The sequence below is a fragment of the Streptomyces sp. NPDC044002 genome (assembly GCF_056434525.1).
Window position 1 is genome coordinate 1 of sequence record NZ_JBWKEZ010000062.1, and the last position, 11,762, is coordinate 11,762.

Consider the following 11,762-nt stretch of genomic DNA (forward strand, 5'->3'; position numbering starts at 1 on the left):
TTCCCCCCCCCCCCCCCCCCCCCCCCCCCCCCCCCCCCCCCCCCCCCCCCCCCCCCCCCCCCCCCCCCCCCCCCCCCCCCCGCGGCCGTAAGGATTGCGTCATCCCCGTTCCCGGGGAACCGGGTTGCCGATCCGGTTGAATGGAGAGCAACGACGACGGAGGGGTACGCGATGGGACGCGCGGGCGGGCGGCGCAGGCCGATGGTGGTCGCGGCGGCGGCAGGGGCAACCGTACTGGTGGCGGTGGGGCTGTACTGGTTCGAGCCGTGGAAGCTCTGGCAGGAGGTGACGATCCTGGAGGCGCTGCCGAGCGCCACGGCGTCCGCATCCGCCCAGGCGGCCCCCGAGACCCTGGCCCGGGGGACCCTGATCAGCCACGAGCACACCACCAGCGGGACGGCCAAGGTGGTGCGCCTGCCGGACGGCTCCCGCGTGCTGCGCATCGAAGGGCTGGACACCAGCAACGGGCCGGACGTGCGGGTGTGGCTCACCGACGCCCCCGTGAAGGAGGGCACCGCCGGCTGGTACGTCTTCGACGACGGGAAGCACATCAGCCTGGGCGCCCTCAAGGGCAACAAGGGCGACCAGAACTACCCGATCCCGGCCGACGTGAACCTGTCCGATTACACCAGCGTCAGCATCTGGTGCGACCGCTTCGACGTCTCCTTCGGCGCGGCCGCCCTCGCACCGGTCTGATCCCCCGGCCCCTACCTCAGGAGGGCGCGGGCGAGCGCCGTCATCACGATCCTGGTCTTGGTGTCGCCGGTCGGCGGCGGGGTGAGGCCGCGTGCGCGCAGGGCCCCGTCGAGCAGGTGCTGGGCCTCGGCCGCGTCCTCCACGTCCGCCCGTACCGAGACCTCGACGAACCTCAGCCCGCCCTCGGTGGTCCACTCCTCGACGGCCACCGCCCGGGGCAGCTCCTCCCACTCCTGCTTCCACTTGACGGCGTGCACCGGCCCCAGCGCCGTCAGGCCGTCGAGGCCGCCGTCGGCCAGTCCGGAGGCGCCGAGCAGCTCCAGCTGCTCCTCCACGAGCAGCGGGCCGGGCGAGCCGGGGTCGAGGGAGGCCGCGAAGCCCACCCCGGCCTGCAGCGAGGCCGCCACCACGGGCTTGAACGCGGGCGCCGCCCGGTCCTCCTCGATCCGGTACTCCCAGTCCTCGCCCTCCCGCTCCTCCAGCCAGAGCGGCGGCAGCTCGGGACACGGACGCAGTTTGACCGTCACGTCCGCCTCGTCCTTCGAGCCGTGCCCCTCCCGGTCCCGGCGCAGCCGCAGGATCAGGCCGCGCTTCAGGAGCGGCAGCAGGACCTCCTCGCCGGAGGTCCTCGCGGGCCTGTCCCAGAAGTGGACGGACCGGCGCCGGCCGTCGTCGCGGTCGAGGCCGAGGGCGTCGAACGCCGCCGCGGCCTCCGTCCCGGCAAAACTGACCTTGATCTCGGCGGCCTCGGCCGTGGGGGACTGCGTCATGGTGCCGTTATCGCCCCCGAGACCTCCCGGGGCCCGGCGGGGCGACACCGCGGGCCGCGGGATTCACCCGAGTGCCGCACCCCTTTGCCACGAATGGCCGCCGGGCTGTGGATCGCCTGTGAAAGGGTTCTTTACGGGGGGTGTGGTACGGGTGGTGTTCCAACAAGTTCTATATTCGTACGAAGCATCCACGCGCGGCCCGGCTGCGGAGATTCAGGGGGGTACGACCGCGATGGCCGAGACCGACGACGCCGGCGGCGCCCGGGCCAAGTCCCGGACGGCCCGCAAAGCACGCCGCAAGACCCGCAACCGCAAGCGCCTGGGCATAGCCGGCGCCGTGCTCGTGGCCGGCGGGGCCGCCACCGCGTTCGCGGTCGGGTTCTCGGGCTCCTCCGACGCCCAGAAGGACGCGCGGCTCGCGGCCCCGGCGGGCGCGGGCGGCGTGACCGGCGGCCCCGGCTTCGGCAAGGGCCCCAAGCCGAACTGGGACGGCAAGGTCGAGGTGCTGGGCGACGGCTCCACCTCCTACACCGGGCCCCAGCCGGGACAGCTCAAGCCCGAGAAGCTGAAGCCGGGCGAGAAGCCGCCGCAGTTCGTCGTCTTCTCCTGGGACGGCGCCCTGGAGGGCGACGACCACCTGTTCTCGCACTTCCGCCAGGTGGCCAAGCAGAACAAGGCCCACATGACCTTCTTCCTCACGGGCATCTACCTCCTGCCCGACGCGAAGAAGAACCTCTACCGCCCGCCCCAGCACGGCCAGGGCGCGGCCGCCATCTCGTACCCGACCGTCCCGCACGTGAAGTCCACGATCCAGCAGCTGCGCGGGGCCTGGACCGACGGCAACGAGATCGGCTCCCACTTCAACGGGCACTTCTGCGGCCCCAAGGGCGGCGGGGACTGGAGCCCCGAGGAGTGGAAGAGCGAGATCGACCAGGCCTACGGCTTCATGAAGGCCTGGAAGACCAACACCGGCTTCAGCGGCGAGGCGCCCCTGCCCTTCGACCCGGACCGGGAAGTGGTCGGCGGCCGCGCGCCCTGCCTGGAGGGGCAGAAGAACCTGATCACCGCGATCAAGCCGTACGGCTGGCGCTACGACGCGAGCTCCTCGGGCGACTTCCAGCTGTGGCCGTCCAAGATCGACGGCATCTGGAACTTCCCGCTCCAGCTGGTCCCGCTCCAGGGCAAGGAGGTGCAGGTCCTCTCCATGGACTTCAACTTCCTCTACAACCAGTCCGGCGACAGCACCCAGGGCGACCCGTCGAAGTTCCCCGCGTGGCGGGAACAGGTCCGCGGCTCCTACATGAACGGCTTCAACCGCGTCTACAACGGCAGCCGGGCCCCGATGTTCATCGGCAACCACTTCGAGGACTGGAACGGCGGCATCTACATGAAGGCCGTCGAGGACGTGATGAAGGACGTCTGCAACCGCCAGGACGTGCGCTGCGCCTCGTTCCGGGAGGTGGCGGACTGGATGGACGCCCAGGACCCCAAGGTCCTGGCCCAGCTGCGGATGCTCGACCCGGCGCAGGCGCCGGACTGGAAGGCGATCGTCAAGTAGGACCGCAAGGAGGACCGCGGGACGCGGAAAGCGCCAGGGGCCGGGCGGCATGCGCCACCCGGCCCCTCCGCCGTTCCCGGCCGCGCCCGTTCCCCGGCGGCTCCCGGTCCTGGCCTACTTCACGGCCTTGGCGTAGTCGGCCCACAGGTCGACCGCCCGCGCGCTGCCCGGCTTCGTGGGGGCGTCGCCGCCCAGCCCGGTCAGCGGCAGCGGGATCAGGTCCAGCAGCGACATCCGGTAGACCACCACCGCCGTGGTCTCCTGCGCCGTGGACCCCACGAACCAGCCCGCCGTGTTCGCCGAGGTCGTGCCGGTCTTGCCCGCCGCCCCCGGCTGGGCCTTGGAGGCGGACTTGGCCGAACCCTCGCTGACGGCCGAGCGCAGGGCCTCCGTCACCGTCCGGGCGGTCTTCTGCGACATGGCCTTGACCGCCTTCGGCGGGTCCAGCGGCACGGCGGCGCCGGCCCGGGTGGCCGAGCGCACCGAGTAGGGGTCGGTGTGCATGCCGTCCGCCGCGAAGGTCTGGTAGGCCCCGGCGATCCGGATCGCGCTGGGCTTGGAGTTCTCCCCGAGGGCGAAGGTGGGGATCCGCGGCCCGAGGCTCGACGAGAGCAGCCCGGAACGCTCGGCGTACGCCTCCACCCGGTCGACCCCGACGTCGATGCCGAGCTGGAGCATGGGGGTGTTGACGGAGTTGGCGACGGCCTGCTGCAGGGTGATCTGCCCCCAGCTGCGGTCGCCCTCGTTGTGCCCCTTGAGCACCTTCCCGCTGCGGTCCCAGTAGGGGCCCTCGGGCGTCTGCACCGTCGCCTGGTCGTTGCCGTCGTACATGCTGGAGGCCGAGACGGGCGTACGGGCCTGGCCGCGCGTGCGCACCACCCCGTCCTCCAGCGCGGCGGCGTAGACGAAGGGCGTGAAGATCGTGCCGGCCGGGATCGTCGTCGCGTTCGCCTCGTTGAAGCCCTGCTTCAGGTAGTCGGGGCCGCCGTACACGGCCAGCAGCCGGCCGTCGCGGGCCACGCTGGCCGCGCCCACCTTCGCGAACTTGTCGGTGTCGGGCCGCTTCTCGGGGTCGAAGTCCTTCTGGGCCTGCTGGACCGCCGCGGTCAGCGCCGTCATCCGGTTCTTGTCGAAGGTCGTGTAGATCTGGTAGCCGCCGAGGTCGAAGTCGGACTCCTTCAGGTGCCCGGCCTTGATCGCGTACGCCTTGGCCATCTGCACCAGGTAGCCGTTCTGCGCTCCGGGGATGCCCACGAGGGAGGCGTCCGAGGGCTCAGGAAACTTGGTGTAGGTCGCGCGCTCGGCGGCGGAGAGGTTGCCGGTCTCGACCATGCGGTCCAGGATCCAGCTCCAGCGCTCGACGGCGCGGGCGTGGTTCTCCTTGCCGAGCGAGGGGTCGTACAGGCCGGCGCCCTTGAGGAGTGCGGCCAGGAAGGCGCCCTCGCTGGCGTTCAGCTGCGAGACGTCCTTGCCGTAGTACGCCTGGGACGCGCGCTGGATGCCGTAGGTACCGCGCCCGAACCAGCTGGTGTTGAGGTAGTCCTCCAGGATCTGCTTCTTGCCCGCGCGGCTGTCGAGCTTCACGGCGAGCAGCAGCTCGGTGAACTTCCGGGACAGGGTGCGGTCCTGGTTCAGGTAGGCGTTCTTCACGTACTGCTGCGTGATGGTGGAGCCGCCCTGGGTCTCACCGCCCGTCAGCGCGGCGCGCACGGCACGCATCACACCGGAGGGCGAGACGCCGGGATCGGAGTAGAAGCTGGCGTTCTCGGCCGCGAGGACGGCCCCCTGGACCTTCTCGGGCACCTTCTCCAGCGGCATCTCCTGCCGCTGGACCCAGCCCGTGCGGGCCATCGTCGACCCGTCGGACCAGTAGTAGACATTGTCCTGTTGTTTCGCAAAAGAGTTGAGATCGTCGGGTATGTCCGTTACCGCGTAGGCGATTCCGACGAAGCCGACCATGCCGACGAACAGGTACAGGACGGCGCCGAGCCACTGGCGGCCGGAGGGTATCCACCTGCGCCAGCCGCTGCGCCCCGGCCGCGGGTACGCCGGACGCAGGCGCCGCAGCACGGGGTGCGCCTTGGCGAGGGCCGGGCCGAGGACCGGCGCGAGGCGGCTCGCCAGGCCGGAACCGGAAGCCGCCCTCCGGCTCCCGGACTTCCTGCGGCGCCCCGCGGGGGCCGCGCCACTGCCCTTCGGGGCCGCGCGCCTGCCCCGTGATCGCCCTCTCGAGGACATGTCCTGCCTGCTCACTCCGTATGCCCCCCGTACTCCGCTACCCCCTACACCCTAGATGCATTTCCTGTGAAGACGATGAGGAGGTGGTGGGAACCGGAGCGCCGCCCCGGTGCGTCTCGCGATGCGGAAGCGGAGTCGGGGCACCCGGCGGGCGGGACGATCATTGCCGGGCAACCGGGGACGAAACGGAACGCGGCCACATTACCGCCCAGTTGTGCGAAGATTCCGTCCTCCCGGTCCGTGTGGACCGGGTGACAAGGGGATACACAGTGATACCTAAGAGGTTCAGGCTGGCCGCCATCGGGGCCCTGACCGTGGCCATAGCGTCCGGCAGCCTGTTCGCCTACTCCGCGAGCGCGGGCACGACGGAGGAAGCCGACCGCGCCACCGCGGACGCCTTCGGCCGCATAGCCGACGACGTGCTCTCGCAGCGCACGCAGGCTCTGGTCGACGGCCACGTGAAGCACCGCGAGGGGGGGCCTTCCGGCAAGAAGAAGGCGCGCCTGTCGGACAAGCTGAAGAAGGACGAGGACGCGGCGATCGCGTCGCTCAAGTCCCGCAAGACCCGTCTCGCGGAGCTCGGCGAGGCCTACACGGCCGCCGACACCCGCGTCGTGGTGGAGAAGGCGACCATCACCGGCGGCAAGGCGACCGTCCAGGTCACCGAGCAGACCACGCTCACCTACAAGAAGGTGCGCGGGGACGAACCGGACACCACGGACTTCAAGACGCGCTACGAGCTGACGCTGTCGGGCAAGAAGGGCGGTTCCTGGGAGCTGAACTCCATCCAGTCCCAGGACAGCGCGAACGCCCCCGTCGCGGTCAACGAGCCGGTCGCCGCCAAGGTCGCCGCCACCGTCAAGGACGACGGCAACCAGTACCCGGACGGCACGCCCGCGTCCACGAAGTACCCGGCCCCGGCGCCCAAGCCCAAGACGCTGACCGGCGGCGCGTACGACTACAACGCCATGGCGAAGTACGCGGAGAAGTACTGGAGCAACTACAACCCGGCCTACCGGAAGTTCAACGGCGCCGGCGGTGACTGCACCAACTTCATCAGCCAGGCGCTGAAGGCCGGCGGCTGGAAGCCGGTCCCGGGCACCTCGTCGGACTACCGCAACTGGTGGTACGACGGCACCCGCCAGTCCGACTCCTGGGTCGGGGCGAACGAGTGGGCCTGGTTTACGCTCTCCAACGAGCGGGCCGCGAACCTGGCGAACGTGTACCAGATGGACATCGGCGACATCCTGCAGGTGGACTTCAACAAGGACGGGTCCAAGGACCACTCCATGATCGTCAGCTACCGCAGCCGTGCGGGGATGCCGTACCTCACGTACCACTCCACCAACACGTACCGTAAGTCGCTCGCGAGCATCATCGCGTCCTACCCGGACGCGCGCTACTTCGCGTACCGCACCTGACGGTCGACCTCCTGAGCCCCTCCCGCCGGCGGAACCCTCCCCGGCGGGAGGGGTTTTTTCGCGCCCGGCACCGGCTGAAAACCGTCGTTTTCCACGCCAAACCTTCCGGGCATCAAGATCACTGCATCGAGGTAATGCCCACGGCGTTTCAAGGTCATCAGGGCGGAGCGGCAGTTACTGTCACTCGGGATCTGGACGGATTCCGGATGTTCGCCCTTCTTTTTTCCTTTTCACCGGTGACGTGCGCTTATGCCCGTCGCCGAGCTTACGAAGGAGAGCTCGTCGCATGACCGTTGAGACCAGCCCGGAAGCCCAGCTGGATCCTCCGCAGCAGTCCAGCCTGAGCACGGCTGCCGCCCGCAACCTTGCCAGCACGACCAAGTCCGCCCCGCAGATGCAGGAGATCACCTCCCGGTGGCTGCTGCGGAGCCTGCCCTGGGTGGAGACCAAGGGCGGCGCCTACCGGGTGAACCGCCGGCTGAGCTACACCGTCGGTGACGGGCGGATCGAGTTCGTCCAGGACGGCGCCTCGGTCCGGGTGATCCCCCAGGAACTCGGCGAACTCGCCCTGCTGCGCGGCTTCGACGACATGGAGGTGCTGACCGCGATCGCCGGCCGGTGCGTCCAGCGCGACTTCCGGGCCGGCGAGGTGCTCGTCGAGCGCGGCGCCCCCGCCGACCAGATCCACATGATCGCCCACGGCCGGATCAGCCAGACCTCCATCGGCAAGTACGGCGACGAGGTGGCCATCGCCACCCTCGCCGACGGCGACCGCTTCGGCGAGAACGCCCTGCTCGACGGCGACGCCGGCTGGGACTACACCGCCACCGCGGAGACCCCGGGCACCCTGCTCACCCTCTCCCGCAGCGAGTTCGCCGCCGTCCTGGCCTCCGCGCCGAGCCTCCAGGCCCACATCCAGCAGTTCAGCTCGCTCCCGCAGCAGCGGCAGAACCGTCACGGCGAGGCCGAGATCGCCATGTCCGCCGGCCACACCGGCGAGTACGAGCTCCCCACCGCCTTCGTCGACTACGAGCTCAAGCCGCGCGAGTACGAGCTCTCCGTCGCGCAGACCGTCCTGCGCGTCCACACCAGGGTCGCCGACCTCTACAACGGCCCGCACAACCAGACCGAGGAACAGCTCAGGCTCACCATCGAGGCGCTGCGCGAGCGCCAGGAGCACGAGCTGATCAACAACCGCGAGTTCGGCCTGCTCCACAACGCCGACTTCAAGCAGCGGATCCAGACCCACTCCGGCCCGCCCACCCCGGACGACCTCGACGAACTGCTCTGCCGCCGCCGCGGCACCAAGTTCCTCTTCGCCCACCCCAAGACGATCGCGGCCATCGGGCGCGAGTTCAACGCGCGCGGGCTCTACCCGGACCACGTCGACGTCGGCGGCCAGCAGGTCCCGGCCTGGCGCGGCGTACCGATCCTGCCCTGCAACAAGATCCCCATCAGCAAGGAGAACACCAGTTCCATCCTCGCCATGCGTACCGGTGAGGACAACCAGGGCGTCATCGGCCTGCGGCAGACCGGTCTGCCCGAGGAGTACGAGCCGGGCCTGTCGGTGCGCTTCATGGGCATCAACGAACAGGCGATCATCTCCTACCTGGTCACCACCTACTACTCCGCCGCCATCCTGGTGCCCGACGCCCTCGGCGTCCTGGAGAACGTACAGATCGCCCGCAGGCGCGACTAGAGGACCTGCCCACCGGCCGCGACCCCCGGCACATCCGGGGCCCGGCCGAGCACGCCCGGGATCCGGGCCACCTCACCCACCTCACCAAGGAGTCACGGATGCCCGATCCCGGGCCTTCCCCTCTGCAGTCGAGCCTGCCCTCCGCCGCCGCCCACTTCGGGGCGCACGTCCTCGCCAACACCCTGAGCCTGGGACGGGCCCCGGCAGGCGCCCCGGTCGCGGAAGCCGCCGCGGCCGAGGCCGTCCCCGAGGCGGCCGTCACCGCGACGCCCGTCATCACGGCCCCCGCCGCCACCCGCCCCGCCCTGCCGTCCGCGCCCGTCCTGCCCTTCGGCACCCGCACCTCCGCCGCGGCCGCTCCGGCGCCCGCGGCGGGCGAGGGAACGGTACGGCAGGCCGGCGAGGCACTGGAGCGGATCATCCGCGGGCCCAGCGGCCTGGGCACGGCCGCCCTGCACCTCGCCCCGTACGCGGAGCCGCCGGTGCCTCCCGCACCGGCGCCCGCCGCACCGGTGGACGCCCTCCACATCCCCGGCCTGTACTACCACCCGGTCCCGGAACCCGACCCGGCGCGGGTCGCGGAGCTCAGCCGCCGGATCAAGGCCTGGGCGCTGGAGGAGGTCCAGCTCTACCCGGACGACTGGGAGGGCGAGTTCGACGGCTTCTCCACCGGCCGCTACATGGTCGCCTGCCACCCGGACGCCCCCACCGTCGAGCACCTGATGATCGCCGCCCGGCTGATGGTCGCCGAGAACGCGGTCGACGACATGTACTGCGAGGACCACGGCGGTTCGCCCATCGGCCTCGGCGGCCGGCTGCTGCTGGCCCACACCGCGCTCGACCCGCTGCACACCACCGAGGAGTACCACCCCCGGTGGGCGGAATCGCTCCACGAGGACGCCCCGAGGCGCTCCTACCGCTCCGCCATGGAGTACTTCGTCCAGCAGTCCACGCCCTCCCAGGCCGACCGCTTCCGGCACGACATGGCCCGGCTGCACATGGGCTACCTCGCCGAGGCCGCCTGGGCGCAGACGGACCACATGCCCGAGGTGTGGGAGTACCTCGTGATGCGGCAGTTCAACAACTTCCGGCCGTGCCCCACCATCACGGACACGGTCGGCGGCTACGAACTGCCCATCGACCTGCACGCCCAGCCCGCGATGCAGCGCGTCCTCGCACTCGCCGGCAACGTCAGCACCATCGTCAACGACCTCTACTCCTACACCAAGGAACTCGCCAGCCCCGGGCGCCACTTGAACCTGCCCGTGGTGATCTCCGAACGCGAGGGGGTCTCCGACCGGGAGGGCTACCTCAAGGCGGTCGAGGTCCACAACGAGCTCATGCACGCCTTCGAAGCCGAGACCGCCGCCCTGGCCGCCGCCTGCCCCGTACCGAGCGCGCTGCGCTTCCTGCGGGGGGTGGCCGTGTGGGTCGACGGCAACCACTACTGGCACCAGACGAACACCTATCGCTACAGCCTGCCCGATTTCTGGTAAGGACGGACTTATTCGTGACCAGCACTGATCTCACCACCGCCCCCTCCGTCGGCTCCGTGCTCATCCCCGCGCCGACGACGCCCTACCAGGGCGACATCGCCCGTTACTGGAACAACGAGGCACGCCCCGTCAACCTCCGCCTCGGCGACGTCGACGGTCTTTACCACCACCACTACGGCATCGGCGACATCGACCACGCCGCCCTCGGCGACACCGAGGACAGCGAATACGAGAAGAAGCTGATCGCCGAGCTGCACCGGCTGGAGTCGGCCCAGGCCGAAGTGCTCCTGGACCACCTCGGCCCCGTCGGCCGCGACGACACCCTCGTCGACGCCGGCTGCGGCCGCGGCGGCTCGATGGTGATGGCCCACCAGCGCTTCGGGTGCAAGGTCGAGGGCGTCACCCTGTCGACCAAGCAGGCCGACTTCGCCAACCAGCGCGCCCGCGAACTCGGCATCGAGGACCACGTCCGCGCCCGCGTCTGCAACATGCTGAACACCCCCTTCGAGACCGGCCAGGCCGCGGCCTCGTGGAACAACGAGTCGAGCATGTACGTCGACCTCCACGACCTCTTCGCCGAGCACTCCCGGGTGCTCGCCGTCGGCGGCCGCTACGTCACCATCACCGGCTGCTGGAACCCGCGTTACGGCCAGCCCTCCAAGTGGGTCTCGCAGATCAACGCGCACTTCGAGTGCAACATCCACTCCCGCCGCGAGTACCTGCGGGCCATGGCCGACAACCGCCTCGTCCCGCAGGCCGTGATCGACCTGACCCCCGACACGTTGCCCTACTGGAAGCTGCGCGCCACGTCCTCCCTGGTCACCGGCATCGAGGAGGCGTTCATCAAGTCCTACGAGGACGGCTCCTTCCAGTACGTCCTGATCGCCGCCGACCGCGTCTGACCAGGCCCTGAGCGGGCCGCTCCGACCGAGCCCGCCCGCGGACCGCAGGGGCCGGGACCGTCAGCCGACGGACCCGGCCCCTGACGGGCATGTGACCATGGCCCCCCGGTACATCCGCACCACCTGGGGGAAGCATGCCCACCCGCACCACCGCCGCGCGGCCTCTCGCCGCCGTACTCGCCGCCCTGTTCGTCCTGGCCGGCTGCACCTCGCCGGACAAGGACCCGGAGGCGGCGGGCGGTTCGGGTTCCCCGGCGGCCGTTGCGGCACCGCCCGCACCGGGCGGCACCGGGGCCGGGTACGAGGGACCCCGCCCGCAGGACCAGAACCTGCTGGCCTGGACCGGAGACCCGAACGACGCGGGCCACGTCACCGCCCAGTCGGCGGCCGGCGTCGGCGGACGCGTCACCCTGGTCCGGATCGTCCTGCGCCAGGAGACCGCCTGGTCGAACATCTGGCTCGGGCTGGCCGGGATCGACCCCAACGCCCAGCTCTCCAACTGCTACCTGGGCGTGTACGACGCCACCGGCACCCTGCGCGCGGCCACCCCGGACGTCTCGCCCCAGCTGATGACCGACCCCGTGGCCAAGCCGTTCGCCCTCGCCAAGCCGTTCACCGCCGCCCCCGGGACCTACTTCATCGCCCTCCTGCTCAACGGCAACTGGGCCACCAACGCCCTCACCCTGAAGTCCACCGGCGCCGGCATCTCGGTCAACGCGGGCCTCACGCCCCCCAACCTGCGCTACAGCACCCTCCTGACCGGCCAGAACTCCCTGCCCGCCACCGTGAACCTCGCCGAGCAGTCCACGAGCACCATCAACACCGGCTGGGCCAGCCAGTGGTACGGGATCTCCTGAGCCCCGGACACCCCGTGCCCGGGGGGCGGGGGGGGGGGGGGGGGGGGGGCGGGGGGAGAACAGGGCGGGGGGGGGGGGGGCGACGCCCTGGGGGGGGGGTGGGGGGGGGAGGGGGGGAGAGGGGA

General features: G+C 70.9%; 9 protein-coding genes. 7 read left to right on the forward strand and 2 right to left on the reverse strand.

Going from position 1 to position 11,762, the window contains the following annotated elements; translation table 11 throughout:
• The first annotated feature begins 171 nt into the window (after positions 1–171).
• On the forward strand, positions 172–696 hold the full coding sequence (locus AC07A6_RS32945; RefSeq protein WP_478779571.1) for a DM13 domain-containing protein: 525 nt from the start codon (positions 172–174) through the stop codon (positions 694–696).
• A gap of 11 nt (positions 697–707) precedes the next feature.
• Here AC07A6_RS32945 and AC07A6_RS32950 read toward each other — a convergent pair whose 3' ends face one another.
• Entirely contained in the window at positions 708–1,466 is a 759-nt protein-coding gene (locus AC07A6_RS32950) for a hypothetical protein (RefSeq protein WP_478779572.1), read from the reverse strand.
• Positions 1,467–1,698: 232 nt separating this feature from the next.
• Here AC07A6_RS32950 and AC07A6_RS32955 point away from each other — a divergent pair, with 232 nt between their 5' ends.
• Positions 1,699–3,024 (forward strand): polysaccharide deacetylase family protein, encoded by a 1,326-nt coding sequence (locus AC07A6_RS32955; RefSeq protein ID WP_362458322.1) that lies wholly within the window; start codon positions 1,699–1,701, stop codon positions 3,022–3,024.
• 114 nt (positions 3,025–3,138) lie between these two features.
• Here AC07A6_RS32955 and AC07A6_RS32960 read toward each other — a convergent pair whose 3' ends face one another.
• Positions 3,139–5,262, reverse strand: coding sequence for a transglycosylase domain-containing protein (locus AC07A6_RS32960; protein ID WP_478779573.1), 2,124 nt, complete (start codon positions 5,260–5,262; stop codon positions 3,139–3,141).
• Positions 5,263–5,531: 269 nt separating this feature from the next.
• Here AC07A6_RS32960 and AC07A6_RS32965 point away from each other — a divergent pair, with 269 nt between their 5' ends.
• From AC07A6_RS32965 to AC07A6_RS32985, 5 genes are all read left to right on the forward strand, one after another.
• Positions 5,532–6,683: an amidase domain-containing protein gene (locus AC07A6_RS32965; RefSeq protein ID WP_362458316.1), complete on the forward strand. Its 1,152-nt coding sequence runs from the start codon at positions 5,532–5,534 to the stop codon at positions 6,681–6,683.
• Positions 6,684–6,969: 286 nt separating this feature from the next.
• Entirely contained in the window at positions 6,970–8,382 is a 1,413-nt protein-coding gene (locus tag AC07A6_RS32970) for a family 2B encapsulin nanocompartment shell protein (protein WP_478779574.1), read from the forward strand.
• Between the two features lie 98 nt (positions 8,383–8,480).
• A complete protein-coding gene (locus AC07A6_RS32975) occupies positions 8,481–9,878 on the forward strand; it encodes a family 2 encapsulin nanocompartment cargo protein terpene cyclase (protein WP_478779575.1) in 1,398 nt (465 codons plus the stop codon).
• 14 nt (positions 9,879–9,892) lie between these two features.
• Positions 9,893–10,780 (forward strand): geranyl diphosphate 2-C-methyltransferase, encoded by an 888-nt coding sequence (locus AC07A6_RS32980; protein WP_362458308.1) that lies wholly within the window; start codon positions 9,893–9,895, stop codon positions 10,778–10,780.
• A 134-nt stretch (positions 10,781–10,914) separates the two neighbouring features.
• Positions 10,915–11,637 (forward strand): hypothetical protein, encoded by a 723-nt coding sequence (locus AC07A6_RS32985; protein ID WP_478779576.1) that lies wholly within the window; start codon positions 10,915–10,917, stop codon positions 11,635–11,637.
• The last annotated feature ends 125 nt before the right edge of the window (positions 11,638–11,762 follow it).

What these genes read in the sequence shown, in the direction of transcription:
- AC07A6_RS32985 (WP_478779576.1), top strand. Translation starts at nt 10,915, where the DNA reads ATGCCCACCCGCACCACCGCCGCGCGGCCTCTCGCCGCCGTACTCGCC.
- AC07A6_RS32950 (WP_478779572.1), bottom strand. Translation starts at nt 1,466, where the DNA reads ATGACGCAGTCCCCCACGGCCGAGGCCGCCGAGATCAAGGTCAGTTTT.
- AC07A6_RS32955 (WP_362458322.1), top strand. Translation starts at nt 1,699, where the DNA reads ATGGCCGAGACCGACGACGCCGGCGGCGCCCGGGCCAAGTCCCGGACG.
- AC07A6_RS32960 (WP_478779573.1), bottom strand. Translation starts at nt 5,262, where the DNA reads ATGTCCTCGAGAGGGCGATCACGGGGCAGGCGCGCGGCCCCGAAGGGC.
- AC07A6_RS32945 (WP_478779571.1), top strand. Translation starts at nt 172, where the DNA reads ATGGGACGCGCGGGCGGGCGGCGCAGGCCGATGGTGGTCGCGGCGGCG.
- AC07A6_RS32970 (WP_478779574.1), top strand. Translation starts at nt 6,970, where the DNA reads ATGACCGTTGAGACCAGCCCGGAAGCCCAGCTGGATCCTCCGCAGCAG.
- AC07A6_RS32975 (WP_478779575.1), top strand. Translation starts at nt 8,481, where the DNA reads ATGCCCGATCCCGGGCCTTCCCCTCTGCAGTCGAGCCTGCCCTCCGCC.